General features: G+C 65.7%; 22 protein-coding genes and 2 tRNA genes. 10 read left to right on the forward strand and 14 right to left on the reverse strand.

What is annotated here, in order from left to right:
* The first annotated feature begins 38 nt into the window (after positions 1–38).
* The 4 genes from thrA (at position 39) to QM707_RS06560 (ending at position 4,962) form a co-directional block, all read left to right on the forward strand.
* Positions 39–2,549 carry a bifunctional aspartate kinase/homoserine dehydrogenase I gene (gene thrA, locus QM707_RS06545; RefSeq protein ID WP_415001053.1) on the forward strand — a complete coding sequence of 837 codons (2,511 nt, stop codon included), beginning with the start codon at positions 39–41 and terminating at the stop codon, positions 2,547–2,549.
* Between the two features lie 13 nt (positions 2,550–2,562).
* Positions 2,563–3,489 (forward strand): homoserine kinase, encoded by a 927-nt coding sequence (locus QM707_RS06550; RefSeq protein WP_415001054.1) that lies wholly within the window; start codon positions 2,563–2,565, stop codon positions 3,487–3,489.
* The gene (thrC, locus tag QM707_RS06555; RefSeq protein WP_415001055.1) at positions 3,486–4,832 is read left to right on the forward strand and encodes a threonine synthase; all 1,347 of its coding nucleotides are present in this window, start codon (positions 3,486–3,488) and stop codon (positions 4,830–4,832) included. The genes QM707_RS06550 and thrC overlap by 4 nt, the downstream gene beginning before the upstream one ends.
* A 54-nt stretch (positions 4,833–4,886) precedes the next feature.
* Positions 4,887–4,962, forward strand: a tRNA-Ala gene (locus QM707_RS06560).
* Positions 4,963–5,022: 60 nt separating this feature from the next.
* Here the strand turns inward: QM707_RS06560 and QM707_RS06565 are convergent.
* The 3 genes from QM707_RS06565 to QM707_RS06575 are packed head-to-tail and all read right to left on the reverse strand — an operon-like array spanning position 5,023 to position 6,561.
* Positions 5,023–5,382, reverse strand: a complete 360-nt coding sequence (locus QM707_RS06565) for a hypothetical protein (protein ID WP_415001056.1) — start codon at positions 5,380–5,382, stop codon at positions 5,023–5,025.
* Between the two features lie 52 nt (positions 5,383–5,434).
* Positions 5,435–6,052, reverse strand: coding sequence for a trimeric intracellular cation channel family protein (locus QM707_RS06570; RefSeq protein WP_415001057.1), 618 nt, complete (start codon positions 6,050–6,052; stop codon positions 5,435–5,437).
* A 29-nt stretch (positions 6,053–6,081) separates the two neighbouring features.
* Positions 6,082–6,561 carry a VOC family protein gene (locus tag QM707_RS06575; RefSeq protein WP_415001058.1) on the reverse strand — a complete coding sequence of 160 codons (480 nt, stop codon included), beginning with the start codon at positions 6,559–6,561 and terminating at the stop codon, positions 6,082–6,084.
* Positions 6,562–6,686: 125 nt separating this feature from the next.
* On the opposite strand from QM707_RS06575, the gene QM707_RS06580 reads away from it, so the two are divergent.
* Positions 6,687–7,520 carry a DUF1003 domain-containing protein gene (locus QM707_RS06580; RefSeq protein ID WP_415001059.1) on the forward strand — a complete coding sequence of 278 codons (834 nt, stop codon included), beginning with the start codon at positions 6,687–6,689 and terminating at the stop codon, positions 7,518–7,520.
* Positions 7,521–7,598: 78 nt separating this feature from the next.
* Here the strand turns inward: QM707_RS06580 and QM707_RS06585 are convergent, their stop codons facing one another.
* The 4 genes from QM707_RS06585 to QM707_RS06600 all read right to left on the reverse strand — a co-directional run bounded on the left by QM707_RS06585 (position 7,599) and on the right by QM707_RS06600 (position 11,320).
* Positions 7,599–7,973: an STAS/SEC14 domain-containing protein gene (locus QM707_RS06585; protein ID WP_415001060.1), complete on the reverse strand. Its 375-nt coding sequence runs from the start codon at positions 7,971–7,973 to the stop codon at positions 7,599–7,601.
* Positions 7,974–7,976: 3 nt separating this feature from the next.
* Positions 7,977–8,816 (reverse strand): S-formylglutathione hydrolase, encoded by an 840-nt coding sequence (gene fghA, locus QM707_RS06590; RefSeq protein ID WP_415001061.1) that lies wholly within the window; start codon positions 8,814–8,816, stop codon positions 7,977–7,979.
* The gene (locus QM707_RS06595) at positions 8,816–9,925 is read right to left on the reverse strand and encodes an S-(hydroxymethyl)glutathione dehydrogenase/class III alcohol dehydrogenase (RefSeq protein WP_415001062.1); all 1,110 of its coding nucleotides are present in this window, start codon (positions 9,923–9,925) and stop codon (positions 8,816–8,818) included. Before QM707_RS06595 ends, fghA begins: the two co-directional genes overlap by 1 nt.
* Positions 9,926–10,030: 105 nt before the next feature.
* Positions 10,031–11,320 carry an esterase/lipase family protein gene (locus tag QM707_RS06600; protein ID WP_415001063.1) on the reverse strand — a complete coding sequence of 430 codons (1,290 nt, stop codon included), beginning with the start codon at positions 11,318–11,320 and terminating at the stop codon, positions 10,031–10,033.
* A gap of 148 nt (positions 11,321–11,468) precedes the next feature.
* On the opposite strand from QM707_RS06600, the gene QM707_RS06605 reads away from it, so the two are divergent.
* The 3 genes from QM707_RS06605 to QM707_RS06615 all read left to right on the forward strand — a co-directional run bounded on the left by QM707_RS06605 (position 11,469) and on the right by QM707_RS06615 (position 14,411).
* The gene (locus QM707_RS06605) at positions 11,469–12,026 is read left to right on the forward strand and encodes a GbsR/MarR family transcriptional regulator (RefSeq protein ID WP_415001064.1); all 558 of its coding nucleotides are present in this window, start codon (positions 11,469–11,471) and stop codon (positions 12,024–12,026) included.
* A 61-nt stretch (positions 12,027–12,087) separates the two neighbouring features.
* Positions 12,088–13,425, forward strand: a complete 1,338-nt coding sequence (locus QM707_RS06610; protein ID WP_415001065.1) for a cytochrome ubiquinol oxidase subunit I — start codon at positions 12,088–12,090, stop codon at positions 13,423–13,425.
* A complete protein-coding gene (locus tag QM707_RS06615; protein ID WP_415001066.1) occupies positions 13,422–14,411 on the forward strand; it encodes a cytochrome d ubiquinol oxidase subunit II in 990 nt (329 codons plus the stop codon). The genes QM707_RS06610 and QM707_RS06615 overlap by 4 nt, the downstream gene beginning before the upstream one ends.
* 104 nt (positions 14,412–14,515) lie before the next feature.
* On the opposite strand, the gene QM707_RS06620 is transcribed toward QM707_RS06615, so the two are convergent.
* From QM707_RS06620 to QM707_RS06650, 7 genes are all read right to left on the reverse strand, one after another.
* The gene (locus QM707_RS06620) at positions 14,516–16,168 is read right to left on the reverse strand and encodes a Mur ligase family protein (protein ID WP_415001067.1); all 1,653 of its coding nucleotides are present in this window, start codon (positions 16,166–16,168) and stop codon (positions 14,516–14,518) included.
* Positions 16,169–16,245: 77 nt separating this feature from the next.
* A complete protein-coding gene (gene cphA, locus QM707_RS06625) occupies positions 16,246–19,047 on the reverse strand; it encodes a cyanophycin synthetase (protein WP_415001068.1) in 2,802 nt (933 codons plus the stop codon).
* Between the two features lie 239 nt (positions 19,048–19,286).
* Positions 19,287–19,592, reverse strand: coding sequence for a hypothetical protein (locus tag QM707_RS06630; RefSeq protein WP_415001069.1), 306 nt, complete (start codon positions 19,590–19,592; stop codon positions 19,287–19,289).
* A gap of 37 nt (positions 19,593–19,629) precedes the next feature.
* Entirely contained in the window at positions 19,630–20,469 is an 840-nt protein-coding gene (locus QM707_RS06635; protein WP_415001070.1) for a cyanophycinase, read from the reverse strand.
* A complete protein-coding gene (gene iadA / locus QM707_RS06640) occupies positions 20,469–21,644 on the reverse strand; it encodes a beta-aspartyl-peptidase (RefSeq protein WP_415001071.1) in 1,176 nt (391 codons plus the stop codon). Before iadA ends, QM707_RS06635 begins: the two co-directional genes overlap by 1 nt.
* Before the next feature lie 4 nt (positions 21,645–21,648).
* Positions 21,649–22,401 carry a sulfurtransferase gene (locus QM707_RS06645; RefSeq protein WP_415001817.1) on the reverse strand — a complete coding sequence of 251 codons (753 nt, stop codon included), beginning with the start codon at positions 22,399–22,401 and terminating at the stop codon, positions 21,649–21,651.
* A 41-nt stretch (positions 22,402–22,442) separates the two neighbouring features.
* A complete protein-coding gene (locus QM707_RS06650; protein WP_415001072.1) occupies positions 22,443–22,949 on the reverse strand; it encodes a DUF1993 domain-containing protein in 507 nt (168 codons plus the stop codon).
* A gap of 143 nt (positions 22,950–23,092) precedes the next feature.
* Between QM707_RS06650 and QM707_RS06655 the strand changes: the two genes are divergently transcribed.
* Together QM707_RS06655 and QM707_RS06660 are read left to right on the forward strand one after the other, a co-directional pair.
* A tRNA-Arg gene (locus QM707_RS06655) sits at positions 23,093–23,169 on the forward strand.
* A 22-nt stretch (positions 23,170–23,191) separates the two neighbouring features.
* Complete coding sequence (locus QM707_RS06660) at positions 23,192–24,724, forward strand: aldehyde dehydrogenase family protein (protein WP_415001073.1); 1,533 nt, start codon at positions 23,192–23,194, stop codon at positions 24,722–24,724.
* The last annotated feature ends 27 nt before the right edge of the window (positions 24,725–24,751 follow it).

A 24,751-nucleotide genomic window follows, 5' to 3' on the forward strand; every position in this document is an offset into this window, starting at 1 on the left:
TCCCTCCTCTCGCGACGCGGGCCTCCATCGGAGGCTTCATGAGTTCGTCGCCAGCTTCATCTCGATCCAAGCCGGAATCGCCAGACCGCATCGCGCACAAGTTCGGCGGCTCTTCGCTTGCCGATGCCGACGGTTTCCGCCGCGTCGCGGCGATCTTGCGCGAACGCGTCGGCGAATCGCAGGCCATCGTCGCTTCGGCGATGTTCGGCGTCACCAATTCGTTGTCGGCCCTGGCGGAGAACGCCGCGCAAGGCCGTTACGATTGGCAAGACGAGTACGCCGCCTTGCGCGAACGCCACCTGACCACGGCCGCGCAACTCCTGCGCGACGCCGGCCCCCTGCAGGACTGGCTCGTTTCGGAATTCGCGACCCTGGAGGTGTTGTTGCGCGCGCTCTCCGCGCTCGGCATCCGCAGCGGGGAAGCGCTGGAGCGTATCCAGGGCCTGGGTGAAGTCTGGGCTTCGCGCCTATTGGCGGAGTACCTACGGCAAACCGGCGATGCCTGCGACTGGCTCGATGCCCGCGAAGTACTGGTGGTCGAGCACGGCGATCTCGGCGCGAACGTCGATTGGGAACGCAGCGCGGAAAGCCTGCGTCGCTGGCGCGAGGGCCACGCCGCATCGCGCGTCGCCATCACCGGCTTCGTCGCAAGAACGCGCGACGGCCGCGCGACAACGCTGGGCCGCAACGGCAGCGACTATTCCGGCGCCATCTTCGCTTCCCTGTTCGATGCCAGCGAGTTGCATATCTGGACCGATGTCGACGGCCTGCTGTCGGCCGACCCCCGGCTCGTACCGGAAGCGGTGCCTCTGACTGGCCTGTCCTATGACGAAGCCTGCGAGCTGGCCTATTTCGGCGCCAAAGTGATCCACCCGCAGACGATGACGCCGGCCGTCGCGCGCGGACTGCCGATCCTGATCCGCAATACGTTCCGTCCTGCATTTCCGGGGACGCGCATCGCCGCGCAAAGCATCGATTCCGGGCCGGTCAAAGGCCTGACGCTGGCATCCGATCTCGCCCTGCTCAATGTCGAAGGCGCCGGCATGATCGGCGTGCCGGGCACCGCGCAACGCGTGTTCGAGGCCCTGCGCGTGGCCGGCGTGTCGGTGGTGATGATTTCGCAGGGTTCGTCCGAACATTCGATCTGTTGCGTCGTGCGCGTCGCGGAATCGGTGCGCGCCAAATCGGCGGTGAGCGAGGAGTTCGCCCGGGAACTGGCGCGCGGGCAAATCCAGGACATCGCCCTGACGGACGGGATCAGCGTGCTGGCCGCGGTCGGCGACGGCATGGCCGGCACGCCCGGCATCGCGGCGCGCGTGTTCGAAGCGCTGGCCCGCGCCCGCGTCAACGTGCGCGCGATCGCGCAGGGCGCCTCGGAACGCAACATCTCCATCGCCATCGCCAGCCACGAAGCCAGCCGTGCCCTGCGCGCCGTGCATGCCGGTTTCTGGCTATCGCCACAAACGGTGTCGGTGGGGGTGATCGGACCAGGCAAGGTCGGCGCCGCCCTGCTCGACCAGTTGCAGGAAGCGATGCCGCGCCTGCGCCGCGACGCCAACATCGACCTGCGCCTGCGGGCCCTGGCCAGCAGCAAGCGCCAATGGCGCGACGAACTCGGCTTCGCTGGCGACTGGCGCGACGCGATGCAGGGCGCAAGCGAGGACTGCGATCTCGCCGCCTTCGCCGCGCATGTGCGTACCGATCATCTGCCGCACGCCGTCATCCTCGACTGCAGCGCCAGCGATGCGGTCGCCGCGCACTACGCCGATTGGCTGGCCGCCGGCATCCACGTCATCACGCCGAACAAGAATGCCGGTGCCGGCGACTGGGGCCGTTACCAGGCGATTCGCGCCTCGGCAGCGCGCAGCGGCGCGCGCTTTCGCTATGAAGCGACCGTCGGCGCGGGCCTGCCCATCATCCAGACCCTGCGCGATCTTCTCGATACCGGCGATGAGCTGCTGGCCGTGGACGGCATCTTCTCCGGCACCCTGGCCTGGCTGTTCAATCGCTATGACGGAGCAAAGCCGTTCTCGGAACTCGTGCTCGAGGCGAAGGCGCTGGGCTATACCGAACCCGATCCACGCGACGATCTTTCCGGCACCGACGTGGCGCGCAAGCTCGTGATCCTGGCGCGCGAGGCCGGTGTCGCGCTCTCGCTGGCCGAGGTGCAGGTGGAAAGCCTGGTGCCAGCCGTGCTCGCCGACGCCAGTCGCGAGGAATTCCTGCAGCGCCTCGGCGAAGCGGACGCGGCGATGCGCGAGCGCCATGCCGCCGCGAAAGCGCGCGGAAACGTGCTTCGCTACGTCGCCAGCCTGCGCCCGGCGCGCGATGGCGCTTCGGCCCAGGCATGCGTCGGCCTGGTCGAACTAGCGGCCGATCATGCCTTCGCGCACCTGCGCCTGACGGATAATGTGGTGCAGTTCAGTACGCGTCGCTATTCGGAGAATCCCCTCGTGGTACAGGGGCCGGGCGCCGGCCCCGAGGTCACGGCGGCCGGCGTGTTCGCCGATCTGCTGCGCGTCGCGGCGAATCTTGGAGCCAAATTATGAGTTGGTGCATTCCATGAAGAAACAAAGGGCCAGCGCCTTCGCGCCAGCCAGCGTGGGCAATGTCGGCGTCGGTTTCGACATCCTCGGGCACAGCATCACCGGTGCGGGCGACACGGCCGTCGTGCGCCGCATCGACGAGCCCTGCGTGCGTATCGCCGCGATCCGTGGGGTGGTTTCCGATCTGCCTGCGGAAGCCGAACGCAATACAGCCGGCGCAGCCTTGCTCGCGCTGCGCGACAGCCTCGCCCTGCCCTTCGGTTTCGAACTCGAACTCGACAAGGGCATCGCACTCGGTTCCGGCATGGGTGGATCGGCCGCGTCCTGCGTCGCGGCACTCGTCGCGGCGAACGCCTTGCTGGATGAACCGCTCTCGCCGGAGCAGCTGTATCCGCATGCGATGACCGGCGAGGCCGTCGCGAGCGGCGGTCGCCACGGCGACAACGTCGGACCGATGCTGCTGGGCGGCCTGGTGCTGGCGACCGCCGACCATCTCGTGCGCATTCCGGTTCCGCCGGAATGGCATTGCGTGCTCGTGCACCCGCATGCCGTGCTGGAAACGCGCCGCGCCCGCGAAGCCCTGAAAGGCAGTTATGCCCTGGGCGAATTCGTCGCGCAAAGCGCGAACCTCGCCCTGGTCCTTGCTGGTTGCCAGAACGGCGACGCGGCATTGGTGCGCGCCGGCTTGCGCGACGTATTGGTCGAACCGCGCCGCGCCCCGCTCATCGTCGGCTTTGACCGAGTGAAAAAAGCCGCCCTGGACTACGATGCGATGGGTGCCAGTATCTCCGGTGCCGGGCCCAGCGTGTTCGCCTGGTTCGAAACGCGCGAAGACGCCGAGTCGGCGTCGAAGGCGATGCGCACCGGCTTCGCGGACGCCGGCTTCGACAGCGATGCCTTCGTCTCGCCGATCGCCGGCCCCGCCGCAAAGCTGCTCGCATGAAGTACGTCAGTACGCGCGGCACCTCTCCCGCTGTTGGCCTGAGCGCCACCGTATCTGCCGGGCTGGCGCCCGATGGCGGGCTGTACGTGCCGCAGCATTTCCCGCGACGCGTGCCCGCCGATTTCAACGGCCTCGATACCCTGCCCGAGATCGCATCGCGACTGCTGCAGCCATTCTTCGAAGCCGATGCGCTGGCGTCGGATTTGGATACGATCTGCGCGCAGGCCTTCGATTTCCCCGCGCCGTTGCGGGAACTCTCCCCTCTCCCTCCGGGAGAGGGTGCCCGAAGGGCGGGTGAGGGTTCGCCTTCGAATGATCTGATCCTCGAACTTTTCCACGGCCCCACTGCCGCCTTCAAGGATTTCGGTGCGCGTTTCCTCGCCGCCTGCCTGCAAAGACTGCAGCGCGACGCCTCGCGACCATTGACGATTATCGTCGCCACCTCCGGCGACACCGGCGCCGCCGTGGCCGGCGCTTTCCATCGCCTGCCCGGCCTGCGCGTCGTCGTGCTGTATCCGGACGGTCGCGTCTCGCCGCGACAGGCGCACCAACTCGGCTGTTACGGCGACAACGTGTTTGCCTTTCGCGTGGCCGGCAGTTTCGACGACTGCCAGCGCCTGGCGAAGCAGGCCTTGAACGACCACGAACTGCAGAGGTCCATCCCGCTCAGCTCGGCCAACAGCATCAGCCTCGGCCGACTATTGCCGCAGATGAGCTACTACGCGGCGAGTTCGCTGGCCTTCTGGTGCGAACACGGCGAGCCGCTGAACTTCGTCGTGCCGACCGGCAATCTCGGCAATGCCTTCGCCGCCATGCTCGCGCGCGCGCTCGGCCTGCCGATCGGTCGCATCGCCCTGGCGACCAATGCCAACCGCGTGCTGCCGGATTTTTTCGCCGGTGGCGAATACGCGCCGCAAGCGAGTTTGTCCACGCTGGCCAATGCGATGGACGTCGGCGCGCCGAGCAATTTCGAGCGCCTGCGCTGGCTCTATCCCGACGAAGCGCGGCTGCGCGACGCCTTCGCTGCGCGCGCTATCTCCGACGAGACCATCCGCGAAACGATCCGCGAACTGCATGCGCGCATCGGCGAAACGATCTGCCCGCACACGGCCACCGCCGTTTCGCTGCTGCAGCAGCTGCGTCGCGAAGGCGAAAGCGGCCCCTGGGCCATCGCCGCCACCGCGCATCCAGCCAAGTTCGAGAGCATCGTCGAACCGCTGATCGGTCGCGAAGTGCCCGTCCCCCCCGCCCTGGCGACCCTGCTCGCCCGCCCGGCGCGGGCCGAACCCCTGCCCGCCGACTACGCGGCTTTATGCGATTCCCTGAACGCTCTGCCCGGCTGAAAGGCCGCCGCCTAGCCATGCCTGCCCCGCCCGGCCTATAATTCCCGCGCCAGTGGGGGGGTAGCTCAGCTGGGAGAGCGCGTCGTTCGCAATGACGAGGTCGTGGGTTCGATCCCCATCCTCTCCACCACTTTCAGGAAAGGCCGGAATCGCAAGATTCCGGCCTTTTTCTTTCTGTCGCCAGCAGGATTCAACGGCCGGGCTCGTTGCGCGCTTCTAGGATTCGCTGGATGGCGTCGATGGCAGCCAAGTTTGCGTCGTCGCTCGTCCGGAATCCGAAGCCCGTCGCGCGCACCGCTTCGAACTCAGGCAAATCCGTGACGTCCGCTTCGGCTTCATAGCCGTAGGCGCCGAGATCGGATTGATAGATGCGCACGACCATCGTGTACGGCCCGGAACTGGTCTTGCTGCCTTCTCCGAGATAGCGATAGCCCTCCGGTAGCATGGCCGGTTCCTCCGAAATTGTTCCGGCCCGGTAGATAGGGATCGCGCGAACTACTTCAAGTGGAGCGCTGAACGCGAGGTTCAGATACCTGAGCGAAGGCAACACAAGATTTTGCTCTGGCGTCGATCCGACGCCAGAACCTTCGCCTCTCGGTGACTCAACTCTCCCGATACGGCGGCAGCGTGAGCTTCCATCGGATGGCCGCGCCGCGCGCAGCGAAGCCAAAGGCGAAACCGAGAATGGTCGGCCAAGGCGCAGGGACGCCCGCACTACTCAATCCGACGAATAGCGCCGCCGCGATCAAGGCCGCGGTGACGTAGAGTTCGTGCCGCATCAGGATCGACGGAATGCCGGCGGTGATGTCGCGAATAACGCCGCCGATACAGGCCGTGATGATGCCCGCCGCGACGGCCGGCACCGCCGGCACGCCGAACTGCAGCGCCTTGCCCGCACCATACACCGCGTAGGCCGCGAGACCGGCCGCATCGAGCCAGTCGAGCGCGCGCTCCGGCCACCAGCGCGACGGAACCAGCCAGGCGACGAAGGTGACGACAACGCAAAGGGCCACGGGCGTCGGATCGTGCATCCAGAACACCGGCGCGCCGATCAGCAGGTCGCGAAGTGTTCCGCCGCCCACCGCGGTCACGAGCGCGAAGAAGCAGGCGCCGACGAAGTCCATGCGCTTGCGCGCAGCGGCGAGCGCGCCGGAGGCCGCGAAGACGGACAGGCCCGCGATGTCCAGCCACGCCAGGACGGGTTCGATGGGAAGCATCATCGCCGTGCAACCGCTCTAGTTCGGAAGCCTCAACCGCGCCTCGCCGCCTCGATCTTCGCAACGTCGATCTTCGTCATTTCCATCATCGCTTCGAAGACGCGCTTGGCGGCGGCGCGATCGGAGCCGGTGTAAGCCTCGGTCAGCACGCGCGGCGTGATCTGCCAGGAGATACCCCAGCGGTCCTTGCACCAGCCGCAGGCGCTCTCCCGACCGCCGTTGCCGACGATGGCGTTCCACAGGCGATCGGTCTCGGCCTGGTCGTCGGTCGCTACCTGGAACGAGAAGGCTTCGTCGGGCTTGAATGCCGATCCTCCGTTCAGACCAATGCAGGGAATGCCCATCACGGTGAACTCGACGGTGATGACATCGCCTTCCTTGCCCGAGGGATAGTCGCTGGGCGCGTGGTGCACGGCCTTCACTTCGCTGTCGGGAAACGTCGCCGCATAGAAGCGAGCGGCCTCGAGCGCGTCCTTGTCGTACCAGAGGCAGACCGTGTTCTTGTCGATCATGGGATGGCTCCTTGGAAAGTGCCCCAGCATACCGCCGAAGGCGCTGAATCGGCGGATAACCGGGTGAACGAAGGCATGAAGCCCGCGCGGTATCATGGCCGCCTGGAAACTTCAGGACTGCCCGCTTGAACACCGGCCACCTACTCCGCTCCATTCCGATTTTCGAAGGCCTGTCCGACGACGATGTTCTTGCCCTGTCGGCCGAGCTGGAACGCCGCAGCTTCAAGGCCGGCGAGATGGTCTTCTCCATGGACGATGGCGGCAACGCCATGTACATCGTCGAAAGCGGCGACGTGAACATCCACTTGCCGGGCGACGGTTCGCGCCGCATCTCGCTCAAGGACATCGCTCGCGGCGAGTACTTCGGCGAGCTCGCTCTGTTCGACGAGAAGCCGCGCAGCGCCAGCGCGCTGGCGACCACCGACACGGTATTGCTGGAACTGCAGCGCGCGACGCTCGAACGTTATCTGGAGCGGCGCCCGCGCGCGGCCATGGCCATCCTGCGCACGATGGGCGAGCGCCTGCGCGAAACGAACACCTTGCTCTCGGCCCGCGCGGCGAAGAACGTGGACGAGGAATTCGACCGCAAGCTGACCTGGAGCGATCGGCTCGCCGACCAGGTGGCCGAGCTCAACGGCAGCTGGACTTTTATCCTGTTCCTGATCGGCTTGACGGCCGTGTGGTGCGTGATGAACACCTCGATCGTGCTCGACCGTCCGCTCGATCCCTATCCCTACCAGTTCTTCAATCTGGCGTTGGCGATCCTGGTCGGCCTACAGGGCCCGCTGATCGTGATGAGCCAGAACCGGCAATCGCTGAAGGACCGCGCCCGCGCCGAGACCGACTTCAAGGTCAACCTGAAGAACGAGGTCAATATCGAGACGCTGCTGCGCGAGCTCAGCGAGCTGCGCGAAGAAATCCGCGATCGGGACGACCGGGCGCCGCGATCGTCGATGTAAAGCCTGGTGAGCGGTTCGTGGTTGGTAGTGAAGCGGAGTCTCTGACCACCCACCATCAATCACTCACCATCAACCAATCTAGGGCAGCGACCGCAGCCAGGCCATCGCTTCGTCTTCGCGCTGGAAGACGTTCGAAACCAGACCGAAATTGGCGGCGGCCACCACACCGAACTTCTGCGGGTCGATGAAGGCCGGACGCACCACCATCGCACCTCGCACGAAGCCGCGCGCGGCTTCGGCCAATCGCCGGACCATCGCATGACGATCCGCAAGGCTGGGCGGTGCGAAACCCGTCGCATCGGTGATGTCGATCAGCAGGCGCGTCTGTCCCGAGGCCGCCGCTCGTTCGACGGCCTCGGCCACGCGATCGACGACCTGTCCGAAACGAAAATCGCCCGACAGCCGGAAGACGGCGATGTCGTCGGTGACCGGAAGGGGCGTAGAGTCGTTCATCTACTAGGCGAGCTCGCCCGTGTGATGCCGCAGATGATCCTCGGCGAAACTGGCGATGAAGTAGTAACCGTGGTCGTAGCCTTCGTGTCGGCGAACGGCTAGCGCCTGTCCTGATTCTTCGCAGGCGTCTTCGAACAGCTCCGGCTTCAGTTGCGACGCCAGGAATTTGTCCGCCAGCCCCTGGTCGATCAGAATCGTGCCGCCGAACTTGCGCTGCCTGACCAGTTCGCAAGCATCATGCCGCCGCCATGCCTCGCGATCCTCGCCGAGATAACGCGAGAAGGCTTTCTCACCCCAGGGCACGCGCGAAGGCGCCATGATCGGCGCGAACGCGGACAGGCTGCGGTACTTGCCGGGATGCCGCAGCGCCAGCGTCAGGGCGCCATGCCCGCCCATCGAGTGTCCCATGATGCCGCTGCGTTCGATATCGGCCGGGAAATTCGCCGCGATGATCGCAGGTAATTCGTGCACGACATGCGTTTCCATGCGGAAGCGCGAAGACCATGGCGCCTGGGTCGCATCGAGGTAGAAACCCGCGGCTTCGCCGAACTCCCAGTCGCCGGTCGCACCGTCGATACCGGTATCGCGCGGGCTGGTATCGGGCATGACCAGCATCAGGCCAAGCTCGCTGGCGATACGCTGCATGCCCGCCTTGATCGTCGCCGTTTCTTCGCTGCAGGTCAGGCCGGCCAGGAAATACAGCACAGGTACCGGGCCCACGCTCGCCTGCGGCGGCCGGTACACGGCGAAACGCATCGGCCCGCCGCAGGCCGGCGAGGTCACGCGGTAGAAACCCTGCGTACCGCCGAAGCAGGGGTGTTCGGAGAGTGTCTCGACCGTCATCAGTAGATCACTACGCTGCGGATCGACTCGCCGCGATGCATCAGGTCGAAGGCGTCGTTGATCTTTTCCAGCGGCATCGTATGCGTGATCAGCGAATCGATGTCGATCTTGCCCTCCATGTACCAGTCGACGATCTTCGGCACGTCGCGGCGGCCGCGCGCGCCACCGAAGGCCGTGCCACGCCAGTTGCGGCCGGTGACGAGCTGGAACGGGCGCGTGCTGATTTCCGCACCGGCGGGCGCGACACCAATAATGATGCTGGTGCCCCAGCCCTTGTGCGCGCATTCCAGCGCCTGTCGCATCACCTTGACGTTGCCGATGCATTCGAAGGTGTAGTCGGCACCGCCCTTGGTCAGCGAAACGAGATAAGGCACGAGATCGCCCTCGACTTCGGCCGGATTGACGAAATGCGTCAGGCCGAACTTCCGCGCCATCGCTTCGCGCTGCGGATTCAGATCCACGCCGACGATCATGTCGGCACCGGCCAGTCGCAGACCCTGGATGACGTTGAGGCCGATGCCGCCGAGACCGAACACGACGGCCTTCGAACCGACTTCCACTTTCGCCGTGTAGATCACCGCGCCGATGCCGGTGGTCACGCCGCATCCGATGTAGCAGACCTTGTCGAAAGGCGCGTCCTCGCGGATCTTCGCCAGCGCGATCTCCGGCACCACGGTGTAGTTCGCGAAGGTCGACGTGCCCATGTAATGCAGCACCGGCCGGCCGTCGAGCGAGAAGCGGCTGCTGCCGTCCGGCATGAGGCCCTGCCCCTGCGTGCTGCGGATCGCCTGGCAGAGATTTGTCTTCGGATTCAGGCAGTACTCGCACTGCCGGCATTCGGGCGTGTAAAGCGGAATGACGTGATCGCCTTTCTTCAGCGAAGTCACGCCCGGACCGACGTCGACGACGACGCCCGCACCTTCATGCCCGAGGATGGCCGGGAACAGGCCTTCGGGATCGGCGCCGGACAGCGTGAATTCGTCGGTGTGGCAGATGCCGGTGGCCTTGATTTCGACCAGCACTTCGCCGTGGCGCGGACCTTCCAGGTCGACGGTTTCGATGCTGAGCGGCGCTCCGGCCTTCAATGCGACGGCGGCTTTGACTTTCATGCGCGATTCTCCGGTGGCGATGCCTCAAGGATAACGCGCATGTGCCGTAGGGTGGGCTCAAGCCCACCGCCCCGATGCGCGTGACGAGGTGGGCCAAAGCCCGTCCTACGTGTTGATCTTGAGCTTGTGCGGCGGCGACCATTGCTCGCGCGTGACGCCCGGCATCGGACGTCCACCGGGATTGCCCTCAAGATCGCCCTGGAACATCGACACCACCAATCGCTGCACGAGGTTCATCGCCGGCAGCGAGGCGTGCAGGCCGATGCCGGAACTCAACAGACGATTGCCGATCTCGCCGAAGGTGAAATCGCTGCGCGATACCGCGACGAGCTGCTTGCTGTCGAGGAAGGTCGGCTTCGCGCCGGCCAGCGGCACGGTATTGTCGCCGCCGTCCTTCTTCGGCTCCGGGAAATCGAAGAAGGGATTGCCCTCCGGCGTCTTGCCGGCGCCGACGCTGGTGCGCGTTTCGGCACCGATGCCGGCGATGGCGAGCCAGTTCTCCGCGCCGAGCTCGCCCGGCACGCCGCCGACCGCTGCGATGCGCTGGCGATGCGCTTCCGCCGGCTCCAGCATCTCGGTCAAGAGCGCGCGCGAATGCACGATGGTCGCGTTGCCTTCGAATTTCACCGAATAGGTATTGAGATAGCGCTTCAGGGTTTCGAGCACGCCGAGCTGCCAGCTGCCGGCATCAAACAGATCGACGGCATCTTTCTCCACCGCGCCCTTGAACGAAGGCAACAGGTAGTAAAGGGATGGCGTCAGGCGCGCGGCCTCGCGCTCACGCGAGGAGGAGCCGTCGGCACCGAGCGTCGACGTCCCCATGCAGATCTTGGCGATGGCCTCGACCGAGCCTTGGTAGGGCGTGCCGATCGTCGCGACCTTGCCGATGCGCTTGGCGATATCGGGCTTGCGCGCCAGCAGGCCGGCGATCATCAGGCCGCCCATCGAATGCCCGGCAAGGTTGACCTTGCGCGTCTTCTTCCAGGCGCTGCCGGCGTAATGCCGCATCAGCGCCGTGCGGTTCTGCACTTCGTCGATGAAAGCTTCGAGCCGGTCCTCGCTGGTCTCCAGCGGCTGGCGCCAGTCGTAGGGGAACGGATACACCGGCACCGGCAGGTGCGGATCTTTCGACAGCGAGTGGCGCAATTCGAGGATGAATTCCTCGTAGATCATCGAAATGACGCGGTCTTCCTGCACGCGTGCGGGTTCGACCCGTTCGTAACGGCGATCGTCCGGATGCAGGGCGATGCGCTCGTAGTCCTCGGTGAGCTTGTCCATCAACGGCATCATCGTGCGCGAGGAAAAGACGGTGCGCGGATCGACCGGATAGGTATCGCGCAGCTCGGTGCCGAGGATGCCGGGCACGAAGATCACCGGGTTGAAAGGGGCGGCCATCGGAACTCCAGGGGGCGGGGGCGCTCCGATTCTCCAATGCCGGCCCTGCCGGGGCGAGGACAGCCGGGCTGGCATTGCCCACTCTTGCACCCTGAGGCCGACAGGCGTAGCATTTTCTTAAGTTTCAATAGTTGCTGAAATTACGGAAATGAACCTGCCTCCCCTCACCCAGGGCTTCGTCCTCCATTTCGGCGAGATGGGCAGCCGCTGGGGCGTGAACCGCACCGTCGGCCAGATCTATGCCCTGATCTTCGTCTCCGACCGCCCCCTGCATGCCGACGACATCGTCGAGAAGCTCGGCGTCTCGCGCTCCAACGTCAGCATGGGCTTGAAGGAGCTGATGGCCTGGCGCCTGGTTCGGCTGGAGCACCTGCCAGGCGATCGGCGCGACTATTTCAGCGCCGCCGGCGATGTCTGGACCATCTTCAAGACCCTGGCCGAAGAGCGGCAACGACGCGAAGTCGAACCCACCCTGTCGGCCCTGCGCGGCGCCCTGCTCGAAACACCGGACTCGGCCGAGGAACGCCATGCGCAGGAGCGCATGCGCGAGATGTACGAGTTGATGGAACAGATGACCGAATGGTTCGCCGAGGTGCGCAAGCTGTCGCCGCAAACCCTGCAGAACCTGATGGCGCTCGGCGGCAAGGTGCAGCGCCTGCTCGAGATGAAGGACAAGTTGCTCGTCATGCCTGGTGGAAAGAGTTGATACCTGATCCGTAGGAGCGATTGCCATCGCTCCTACGATCCTTAGGAAAGCAGGAAACCCCATGGACCCGATCACCCTCGCCCGCATCCAGTTCGCGGCCAACATCAGCTTCCACATCCTGTTCCCGACCATCACGATCGCGATGGGCTGGTTCCTGCTGTTCTTCAAGCTGCGCCACCGCGCCACCGGCGACGCCAAATGGATGGAGGCTTATGGCTTCTGGGTGAAGATCTTCGCGCTGAGTTTCGCGCTCGGCGTCGTCAGCGGCATCACGATGAGTTTCCAGTTCGGCACGAACTGGCCGGGCTACATGACCACCGTCGGCAATGTGGCCGGCCCCTTGCTGGCTTACGAAGTCCTGACGGCGTTTTTCCTCGAAGCGACCTTCCTGGGCGTGATGCTGTTCGGTCGCTCGCGCGTCAGCGACAATATGCACACCTTGGCGACGTTCCTCGTCGCCGCCGGTACGACGGCTTCTGCCTTCTGGATCCTGGCCCTGAACTCGTGGATGCAGACGCCGACCGGCCACCTGATGATCGCCGGCCAGGCGCATGTGGTCAGCTGGTTCGACGTGATCTTCAATCCATCGTTCCCGTACCGCCTGGTGCACATGCTGCTGGCCTCCGGCCTGACCGCCGCCTTCCTGATCGCCGGCGTTTCGGCTTACCAGTGGTTGCGCAACGATCGCGCGCCGTCGGTGATGGCGGCATTGCGTACCGGCGTCATGGTCGCGGCGGCGCTGATTCCGATCCAGATCTTCGTCGGCGACCAGCACGGCCTGAACACGTTCGAACACCAGCCGGCGAAAGTCGCGGCGATGGAAGGCGTCTGGGAAACCGAGCGCGGCGCGCCGGCGCTGATCTTCGCGATACCGAACGAGAAGGAACGCCGCAATGATTACGCGATCGGCATTCCGAAAATGGCCAGCCTGGTCCTGACGCATGAAATGGAAGGCGAAATCCGCGGCCTGAACGAATTCCCGGGTGAACATCCACCGGTCGCGCCGGTGTTCTGGGGTTTCCGCGTGATGGTCGGCACCGGCGTGCTGATGCTGCTGACATCCTGGGCTGCGGCGTGGTCGCTGCGCCGCCAGCGCATGCCGAATATCTGGATCGCCCGCAGCCTGCTGGCGATGACCTTCTCCGGCTGGCTGGCGACGCTGGCAGGCTGGTACGTCACGGAAGTCGGTCGCCAGCCCTGGCTCGTGTCCGGAATACTCTTGACGAAAGACGCGGCCTCCGCGACGCCGGCACCGATCCTCGGCATTTCGCTGGGCATGTACCTCGCCATCTACGCCCTGCTGATCCTGTCCTACGTCAGCGTGGTCTTCCATCTCGCGCGCAAGCGCGCCGTCCCGCCCTCGGCGGAAAAGAAACTCGGCCAGGAGCTGCCGGCATGAACGAGATCTATCCGTTGATCTTCGTCTTCCTGATGGCGCTGGCGATGCTGATCTACGTCGTGCTCGACGGCTACGACCTCGGTGTCGGCATCTTGCTTCGCCGCGCCAGCGACGCCCACAAGGACGAGATGATCGCGTCGATCGGCCCCTTCTGGGACGCGAACGAAACCTGGCTCGTGCTCGGCGTCGGCATCCTGCTGGTCGCCTTTCCGGTCGCGCACGGCGTCATCCTCGGCGGCCTCTACCTGCCCGTCGCCTTCATGCTGATCGGGCTGATCCTGCGTGGCGTCGCCTTCGATTTCCGAGTGAAGGCGCATGCCGCGCACAAGCCGCGCTGGAACTTCGCCTTCTACGCCGGTTCGGTTCTAGCCGCCTTCTCCCAGGGCTTCATGTTGGGTATCTATATCCTCGGCTTCGACTACTCCGCCGCGTCGATCTCCTTCGCGATCTTCATCGGCCTGAGCCTGCTCGCCGGCTACGCCCTGCTCGGCGCGACCTGGCTCATCCTGAAATCGGAGAACGCGCTGTACGGGCGCGCGCAGGTCTGGGCGCGTGGCAGCCTGTGGCTGACGGGCCTGGGCATCGTCGCCGTTTCGTTGGCGACGCCGCTGGTGAGTTCGCGCATCTTCGACAAGTGGTTCTCGATGCCAAACATGCTGCTGCTTTCGCCGATCCCTGTGCTGACCGCCGTGCTGTTCTTCGTTTGCGACCGCAGCCTGAAACGCTTGATCGCCGGACAGCCGGCAAGAATCTGGGTCCCGTTCGCCTGCGCCGTCGGCCTGTTCGTACTGGCCTTCCTCGGCCTCGCCTACAGCCTGTTCCCCTATCTCGTGGTGGATCGCATTACCTATGTGCAGGCGGCGACGGCGACCGCCTCGCTGAAGGTCATGCTGATCGGCGTGGCGATCACGCTGCCGGCGATCCTGGCGTACACGGCGTATTCGTATCGCGTGTTCTGGGGCAAGACGCGCGAACTGACGTATTAGTCGTATGGTGGGCCTCGGCCCACCGGCAACAACGAGCGAGTACGGAGGCGAGCCCGAGCCTGCCGATTTGTCGCAAGCCCGGCCATGGTGGGTCAAGGCCCACCCTACGGGTTTGTCCGGGAATCCAACCATGTCGCCAGCGCATCGCGCGCGGCGAAGGAATGCACGGGCAGTGCGAGTACGTCACCGGGATTCGCCCACGCAATCAAGGCCTGGGCGGCTTCGATCTCGGGCAAGACGAGTTGCAATGTTCCCTCCGGCAATCCGGACGCGAGCAATTCGTCGCGCAGGATCAGAGGCACTTCGCCGGGCTGGCGACCGCGCATGTAGCCTTCGATGTCCTTCAGCACGACACGCGCCGGCTTCCATGAGGCTGCGATGCGCGCGAGTTCGCGAATGGCGTCATCGTCGCGATTGCCGGCCTGACCCAGCAGCAAGCCCAGGCGTCCGCCAGACGACTGGCGCAAGGAATCCGCGACCCTCAGCAATCCGTCCAGCCCTTCGGGGTTGTGCGCGTAGTCGACCAGCACGCGCACGCCGCCAATATCCCAGCGTTCCATGCGCCCGGGGTTGTCGCCGCGTCCGCTGCCGAAGCGGTTGCAGACCGCCGCAATGACATCGGGCGCGACGCCAAGGCGCGAAGCCAGCAAGGCCGCGCCCGCGAGATTGTGCAGGTTGTAGGTCGCCGCGCCTTCGAGCGACAAGGGCATCGCCCGCACCTCGCCCATATCGTGCGTCCGGCCATCGACATGCAATCGCAGCCGACCGTTCTCGATGCCGCAGGTTTCGCCGCCCGCCGCACGATGCGCCAGCAGCTTCGGATTCGCATCGTCCAGCGCGAACCAGGCGATGCGCGCGTCGATCTTCTTCGCCTTCGACAGCAACAGCACGTCATCGGCGTTCAGGACGAGGGTGCCGTCCGAATCCAGCGCACGCGCAACGACGAGCTTGGCTTCGGCCAGGTCCGACAGGTCGTGGATGCCGTATTCGCCGAAATGATCCGGGCTGATGTTCGTCACGATGGCCGCATCCACGCGCCGCACCGCCAGTCCGCGACGCAGGATACCGCCGCGCGCAGTCTCCAGCACGGCGGCCCGCACGCGGGCATCGCGCAATACGCGGCGCGCGCCGGCAGGGCCGGAATAGTCGCCGCGTTCCACCCGTTCGCCGCCGACGAAGATGCCATCGGTGCAATTGAATCCCGCCGCGCGGCCACTCGCGATCAGCATCGCCGATACCAGGCGCACGGTGGTCGTCTTGCCGTTCGAACCGGTTACCAGCGCGGACGGCACATCGCACAGTGACGGCCACGGAACCTCGTCCGGCAGCGAATCCAGACGCCAGATCGCACTGCCCTCGCCCATGCCGAGGCTGATGTCTTCGTCGTCCCAGACCACCGCGACCTGATGATCCTTCGCGTCGGATTGCAAGCGCATCGCGGCGGGCTTCGATTCTTCCTTCGCAAGAAGAAGCAGGGTGCGCAAGGCGGATTCCGCATCGAACGGATTCGGATGCCCGGGCGACAGCGGCACGCGCCAGTCGCCCGGTTCGGCAACGAGGCGAAGCCAGGCGAGTTCGTTGACTTCGGTGGCGGTGAGCAACTGGTCCTGCGCGGCGGCGGCGAACAGGGAAGCGCCGCTGCGATGCTCGCGCACGACGAGTACGCTCTCCGTCCAATCGAGTTGCGCCCGCAGCGCACTCACATTCGCGCGCCAAGCGTCGGCGAGCTCGGGCGTCAGCCGCGCGACATCGAGCACCGCGCCCGACTCCGTGGCGAAGAGGTTCGGTCCGGTCAGCCTGCGCGAATCCTCGAAGAGATATTCAGCCGCGGTATTCAGTCGGCGTCCTCGCGCGCGAGGCGAACGCCGCGCTCATCGCGCACCATGCCTTCCCAGCTGGAGACAGCGATGGTTTCCTCGCTCGACGAGACCGGTGCAGGCGTCGCGACGGGCGGGGCTTCGCTCGGCACAGGCCTCGGCGCCGCGCCTTCCGGCCGGAACTTGATGACCTGCTTCCAGGAACGCACCAGCGCGTCGGCGAACACCAACAGCAGGTCGCCCGACTGGCCCATGCGCAGGGCGGCATCGATGGCTTCCTGCTCGTCCGGAATGATCGAGATCTGATCGTCGCGGACGCCTTGTTCGCGCAGCACGGCCGCGATCATCTTCGGCACTTCCTCGCCGTCGCGCCCACGCAGGTCGTCGTCGCGGCGACAGACGTAATGATCGAATCGCCCGGCCACCGCCATCGCGATGTCGCGCAGGTCCTCGTTGCGACGATCGCCCGGTCCGGCAACGACGACGATACGCCGACCGGTGACATCCAGGCGCTGTGCGAGGTCGGCCATCACCGACACCGCATGCGCGTTGTGGCCGTAATCGAACAGCACCTTGAACGGGTGTTCGTTGAACACGTTCATGCGGCCCGGGGCCTGGAAGAAGGTGCTGTCGAAGGTGCGCAGTCCCTGGCGGATCGCATCGAGCTTGATGCCGACCGAGAAGGCCATCGCCGCGGCGAACATCGCGTTCTGCACGTTGTGCAAGGCGCGGCCTTCCAGCGTGGCCGGGATCAGGTGCGTCCACAGCAAGGGGATATGGCTGCCCTTGTCGTACAGGGTGATCATCTGGCCGTTCACGCCCGCCTCGAGCGCACAGGCGCGACCGCCGGCACGGATGTGCTCGCGAACCAGGCCATGCTGCGGATTGAGCGTGACGTAGCAGATGACCTTGGCGTCGGTGTAACCCGACATCTTCAGCACGTTCGGATCGTCGGCGTTCAGCACCGCGCACTGTTCCGCCACTTCGACGACGATGCGCTTGACCTCGGCGAGCTGTTCGAGCGTATCGATGCCCTTCATGCCCAGGTGGTCGGACTGCACGTTCAAGACGGCGCCCACATCGACCTTGGGCACGCCCATGCCGGCGCGCAGCAGGCCGCCGCGCGCGGTTTCGAGCACGGCGAAATCGATCTGCGGATCGGCCAGCACCATGCGGGCCGAGACCGGCCCGGTCATGTCGCCTTCGACCGTGCGCTGGCCGTCGATGTACACGCCATCCGTCGTCGTCAGGCCCGGCGTGTAGCCGGCCATCTTGACGATGTGCGCCAGCATGCGGGCGGTCGTCGTCTTGCCATTGGTGCCGGTCAACGCCGCGATCGGTACGCGTGCGGGCGTGCCGGCCGGGAACAGCATGTCGATCACCGGGCCGGCGACATCGCGCGATTTGCCTTCGCTCGGCGCCACGTGCATGCGGAAGCCCGGTGCGGCGTTCACTTCACAGATGCCGCCACCGATGCTTTTGTAGCTCTCCGCGATGTTCGTACTCAGGAAGTCCACGCCGCCGACATCGAGGCCGATCGCCTTGATCGCGCGCACGGCCATGTCGCGGTTGTCCGGATGTATGACGTCGGTGACGTCGGTCGCGGTACCGCCGGTGGACAGGTTGGCGGTCGAGCGCAGATAGATCACCCGGTCCTTTTGCGGCACGGAATCGGCATTCACCTCGGCGCGCGCCATCATCATCTCGGCTTGCGCGTCGAGTTCGAGCCGCGTCAGCACCTTCTCGTGACCGACGCCGCGGCGCGGGTCTTGGTTCACGATGTCGACCAGCTGGCGGATGCTGTGCTTGCCGTCGCCGACCACATGGCCAGGCGTGCGTCGCGTGGCGGCGACGAGTTCGCCATTGACGACGAGCAGCCGATGATCGTCGCCTTCCAGGTAAGTCTCGACGATGACCGAGCGCGAGATTTCTTTCGCCTTGTTGAAGCCCGCAATCACTTCGGCTTCGTTCGTCAGTCGGATCGAAATGCCGCGGCCATGATTGCCGTTATAGGGCTTGGTGACGACCGGATAGCCGATGCGGCGCGCGGCGCGCACGGCGCCGGATTCGCTCTGCACCAATTCCTGGCGCGGCACCGGCAGGCCCAGCGAGCCGAGAATCTTGTTGGTCTCTTCCTTGTCGCTGGCCAGTTCCACCGCGATATGCGGCGTCTTGCCGGTGACCGTCGCCTGGATACGCTGCTGGTATTTACCATGCCCGAGCTGCACGAGCGACTGCTCGTTCAAGCGCAACCAGGGAATGTTGCGCTCTTCCGCAGCCTTCACCAACGAAGCCGTGGAAGGACCGAGCGCACGGCGCTGCGCATAACGGATGAACGAATCGCGTGCCTCCGGCCAGTTCCAGTCCTCAGGCACGCTGCCTTCGGGGCGCAGTTCGGCCGGAAGCAGCGAGCTGAGCAATCGCAGGGCCAGTTCGCCGGCCTCGATGCCTTCCTCGCGCTGCGCGTATTCGTACACGACCGAGTACACGCCGGACTTGCCGTCGATGCTGCGCGTCTTGCCGAAGGTGACGTCTTCGCCGGCGATGTTCTGGAGTTCGATCGCGACATGTTCGAGCACATGGCCGAGCCAGGTGCCGTCGCCTTCGTTCATGCGGCGGATGAAACCACCGGGTTCGCGATAGGAGCAGCCGTGCTCGGCCAGGCCCGGCAGGGCCGAAACCAGCGCATCGACGAAGCCCGTTCCGAGCCGGCCGGTCGGCCAGGCTTCCAGCGCGCCGAGGTCAAGCTCAAGGCGGATGACGGGGAAATGGGCGTACAGGGACGGCCCGACGAATACCGAACGATCGACAATGCGCATGCGGCTCCCTTCCCATGGCAGCAAGGGATCAACAATACCGCAAGCTCGGCAGGCTGGAGCAATCTGGCAGCTCACCGGACCCGCCGCTTCCGCAAATGTGTCGCAGAAGCGGAGGGCAGGACGCCCGAGCGCCCGCGAGTCGGTGGCCATGGACGACCTTCCGACCGAGCGGTCGGCGACACTTCCGGACGCGGCGGCCGGCATGCGGATGGCTACCCGCAGCACAGCCACGCCACAGATCAGCGCATGAAGGCCAATGCGAGTGGGAAGACGAAGAAGCCGATCAACAAGGTCAGCGGGACCCGTCGGATCCATGGGGACTGGCGACCGAACCGATGCGTACGCCAGGCCAGGGCGAACGCCGTCGCCGAAGCCAGTGCGGGCGCGATCAGCGGGAGAAATATCTCCGGCCCGTCGTGACTGTGCGCGCGATACTCGCGGAACGCCAGATAGAACGCCACCGTCAAGCAGGCCGAGATGACGCCCAGAACACATAGCGAGTGGAACTGCGCGTGCGTCTCGACATCTCGTCGAACTGCATTCATCCGCATCTTCCCTCGTGCGTCGCCAGCAAGCGCGCGCCTATGCCTTAACTACCGCCAGCTTGCCGGCCGAGGCCTTGCGCGTTTGCAGGTTGAAGGTCGAGCCCTTCACCAGCACGTGCAGGCGCAGGCCAAGCAGGCAGACCGGTTCGCCCTCATCCACCTGGTCCATGGACGAGAACTCCATCTCGGCCGCATCGACGACGGTGACGCCGCCGCTGCCCTCGACCTCGACGATATTGTCCGGGCCGATGAAGGCCGCCGTATCCTCGTCCAGGCCGATGCCGACCGCGAACGGGTTGTAGGCCAGCGCCGTGGCGAGTCGTCCGAGACGATCGCGCTGGCGGAAATGCTGGTCGATGATGAAACGGTTGGTCAAGCCAAGGCCCGGCGCGAGGCGCACGCTGCCGGCGACCGGCGTGGAACCCTCCTCCCCGAACGCGATCATGTGTTCGCTGAGGAAGGACGCGCCCGCGCTGGTGCCGGCGACATGCGTGCCATGCGCATTGCTCTGACGGATCGCCCGCGCGATCGAGGTGCCGCCGAGCAAGGTGCCGAGGCGCAGCTGATTGCCGCCGGTGAAGAACACGCCGCTGGCGCGTTCGATGCGCGCGATGCGGCTACGTTCTTCGGCGTCGCGGCGCGTATCGAAATCGATGGCCTCGACGCGCGCGGCGCCGAGATCGCGGAAGATCTCCTCGTAGCGCAGACCGGTATCGGCCAGCTTGCTCGCGGTCGGGATGACGACGATATCGGCATCCTCGCCGCCGCAAAGCTCGACGAAACGGGCGAGGATGCTGCGATCGTTCTCTTTTTCCTCGGCGCCGCCGATCGGAATGATCCAGCCGCGTTGGCTGCCCTGTGGGACCTGGCTGGGCATCAGCGCGACTCCTCGAACATGCCACGGATCTTCGCTTCGCCCGCGCGCACATGCCAGCGCCCGCCCAACATCACATCGCTCACTCGGTGTTCCTCGTCCAGAATCGTGTAGTCGGCAGCGGCGCCCACGGCCACCCTGCCCTTGTCCCGCAATCTCAGCAAATCCGCCGCATTGGACGTAAATGCCGGCAATACCCGTTCCATCGGTTGGCCGCGCAGCAGCAAGGCGCGCAGGGTTTCGGCCAGCGACGAAGGCGAACCGACATCCATGCGCGCGACGCGGCCTTCGGCGTCGAAATGCGGCAGGCAACCGCCGCCGTCCGAGCTGATCGTCACGCGCCCGGCCGGCGCCCCACTGTCGAGATAGCGCAGCAGCGCCTCGTCGGCCGTCCAGGCATCCTCGCCTTCATCCACCGGGAAAGCGGTGATATCGACCCAGCATCCCTGATGCGCGAGGGCCAGCGCTTCCTCGAACAGGCCCTTGCGCCGGTTGATATGGGTCGGATTGAAGACGCGCGCCGGCAGTTCGCTGATCGCCAGCGCCTCGCGCACCAGCGACAGGCCGCGCGGACCATCGCCCAGATGCAGGTGCAGGATGCCGGCCTTGCCCGTCAGCAAGCCGCCGACATGCGCATCGGAGGCCACGCGCAGCAATTCGTCCAGCGTCGGCTGGCTGGATCGGTGATCGCAGATCGCCAGTTCGCCGACGCCGATGAAGGCGTCGATGAAAGCGATGTCGTCGCGCACGCTGCCGGTCAGCGTCGCGACGGGAAGGTGATAGCCGCCGGTATGCGCCCAGGCATTCAGCCCTTCGTTGCGCAGACCGTTGACGGTCGCGACCAGATCGCGCGGACTACGCGTCGTATCGTCCGTGCCCAGCACGCCGACCACGCTGGTCACGCCCGCGAGCGTGAAGCGCGACAGCGGCACCGGCGGCACGCGCGTGTGCGCGCCGGCCTCGCCGCCGCCACCGGTCAGATGCGCATGGCCGTCGATGAAGCCCGGCAGCAGGCGCCGACCTTGCAGCTCGATCACATCGGTCTCGGGAAGACCGATACCCGCTTTCGATGCATCCTCGCCAATCCACAGCAGTTTGCCGCCGCCGACCACCAGGTCGCGGCGCCCCAGGGCTTCGGGCGCGAACACGTTCGCATTGCGGATCAGGCAGGTCGTCATGGCATCAGGCCGCCGCTTCGTCGATGCGCCGGCTCGGACGCAGTTGCGGGTCAAGCGCGATCCGTTCGTCGAACACGAAACAATCGCCTTCGTAGCCTTCGCCGCCGACCTGTTCGAAGTAGCCGAGGATGCCGCCCTCGAGCTGCAGCACGTTCTCGTAACCGGCCTGCTGCATCCACAACGCGGCCTTCTCGCAACGGATGCCGCCGGTGCAGAAGCTGACGATGGTCTTGCCCCGCAACGAATCGCGGTGCGTTTCCAGTGCTTCCGGCAAGTCGGTGAACTTGTCGATCGGCAGGCTCAGGGCGCCGGCGAAACTGCCGTGCGCGGCTTCCTGTGCGTTGCGCGTGTCGAGCAGCACGATGTCGCGACCGGCCTCGTCGCGGCCGCGGCGCAACCACTCGCGCAGAACCATCGGTTCGACCGTCGGCGCACGCCCGGACTCCGGCTGCAGGGACGCATCGCGGAACGTGATGATCTCCGGCTTGTTCTTCACCCGCAGGCGACGGAACGGAACGCTATCGCTATCGCTGTATTTCACGGCCAGGTCGGCGAAGCGCGGATCTTCGGCCAAGGCCTGCAGGAAAGAGTCGATCCCCTGTCCATCGCCGGCCAGGAACAGGTTGATGCCCTCGGGCGCCACCAGCACGCTGCCCTTGAGCGCCCGCTCCTCGCACAAGTCGCGCACGCGCGCCGCGACCGCATCGCCATCGGCGATACGGACGAAACGGTAGGCGGCGATGTTAAGGACCGGAATCACACGGAAAAACTCGTCGGGCGGCGAACCGACCGTCAGGCTCAGGCCTGGCCGATGTAGTCGCGCTTGCCGAGGTCCACGCCGTTGTGGCGCAGGATCGCGTAGGCCGTCGTCATGTGGAAATGGAAGTTCGGGATGGCGTAGAGGGCGAAGTACGGCAGGCCCTTGAACTGCAGGGTCTGCGACGGGATCTGGATGGTGATGTCGCGATCCTCGGCGCCGGCGAAATCGGCTTCCTTGATGCTCGCGACGAAGGCCAGGGTCTTGGCGATGCGCGCCTTCAGGTCCGCGAAGCTCGTTTCGGTGTCCTCGAACTTCGGATTTTCGACGCCCGCCAGGCGGGCCATCGTGCCCTTGCCGAAATCGCAGGCGATCTGCACCTGGCGCAGCAGCGGGAACATGTCGGGCGCCAGGCGCGCGGACAGGAGCACGGCCGGGTCGAACTTGCGCGCTTCGGCGCTGGCCACGGCCTTGTCCAGGATGGCGTCGAGGTTCTTCAGGCCGCGGGTCAGCATGCTGCTGGCGGCGCCGTAAAGGCTGATCTGCATGGCGGAATCCGGTCAGGAAAGGGCGACATGATACGCGGGTCCGGCCCACCAGGCCTTCCGTGCCTTCCGGGGTGGGCAAGAGGGGGGCGTTTCTTGCGATAATTCACAGTCTTGGCGCGGCCCTCCAGTCGGCCTCAAATCTTGTCCCCGTAGCTCAGCTGGATAGAGCGTCCCCCTCCTAAGGGGAAGGTCGTACGTTCGAATCGTATCGGGGACGCCACCTCACGCCTTTGGAGCCTTGCATGTCCCACCCCGTCCTTTCCGCCCTCGGCCTGTCCGCCACCGAGTCCGGCACCTATCTTGGCCAGGGCGAGTGGTCGCAGACCCGCGACGCCGGCGTGATCGAACCGATCAACCCGACGACGGGCGAAGTGCTGGGCCGCGTCTACGCCTCGTCGCAGGCCGATTACGAGACCATCGTCGAGCGCGCGCAAGCCGCCTTCAAGGTCTGGCGCACGACGCCGGCGCCGCGTCGGGGCGAAGCCATCCGCCTCTGCGCCGACGCCCTCCGCAAGCACAAGGACGCGCTCGGCTCGCTGGTCGCGCTGGAAATGGGCAAGTCCAAGCCGGAAGGCGACGGCGAAGTCCAGGAGATGATCGACATCGGCGAATTCGCCGTCGGCCTGTCGCGCCAGCTCTACGGCCTGACCATGCACAGCGAGCGCCCGGGCCACCGCATGTACGAACAGTGGCATCCGCTCGGTCTGGTCGGCGTGATCTCCGCCTTCAACTTCCCGGTCGCGGTCTGGGCCTGGAACAGCTTCATCGCCGCCATCTGCGGCGACATCACGCTGTGGAAGCCCTCGCCGAAGACGCCGCTGTCGGCCGTCGCGTCGATGAAGATCTGCAACGAAGCGCTGAAGGCGGGTGGTTTTCCCGACATCTTCTTCCTGTTCAACGACGCCGGCACCGAACTCGCGCAGCAGTTCGTCGACGACCACCGTATCCCGCTGATCAGCTTCACCGGTTCGACCAAGGTCGGCCGCATCGTCGGCGAGCGCGTCGCCCGCCGCATGGGTCGGTCCTTGCTCGAACTCGGCGGCAACAACGCCATCATCGTCGACGAAACCGCCGACCTGAAGCTGGCGATCCCCGGCATCGTTTTCGGCGCCGTCGGCACCGCCGGCCAGCGCTGCACCACCACGCGCCGCCTGATCGTGCACGAATCGATCTACGCCGACGTGCTGGCCAAGCTTGTCACCGCCTACAAGCAGGTGGAAAAGAAGATCGGCGACCCGACCGACCCGGCCAACCTGATGGGCCCGTTGAACAGCCGCGACGCCGTGCAGGCCTATCTGGACGCCATCGAGAAAGCAAAAGCCACCGGCGGCAAGGTCGAAACCGGCGGCAGTGCGATCGACGGCAAGGGCAATTTCGTGTTGCCGGCCATCGTCTCCGGCCTGAAGAACACCGACGAAGTCGTGCAGACCGAGACCTTCGCGCCGATCCTGTACGTCATGTCGTACAAGACGGTGGAGGAAGCCATCGAGATGCAGAACGCCGTTCCTCAAGGCCTGTCGTCCTCGGTCTTCACAGCCAATCTGAAAACGGCCGAAGCCTTCCTGTCGGCCGCGGGTTCCGATTGCGGCATCGCCAACGTCAACATCGGCACCAGCGGCGCCGAGATCGGCGGCGCGTTCGGCGGCGAGAAGGAGACCGGCGGCGGTCGCGAATCCGGCTCCGACGCCTGGCGTGCCTACATGCGCCGCCAGACCAATACCATCAACTATTCGAACGCGTTGCCGCTGGCCCAGGGCATCAAGTTCGATCTCTGATCCGATCGGTTTCCGACAAGGAGTCGC

The sequence above is a fragment of the Arenimonas sp. genome (assembly GCF_047602345.1).
Lineage (GTDB): Bacteria > Pseudomonadota > Gammaproteobacteria > Xanthomonadales > Xanthomonadaceae > Arenimonas.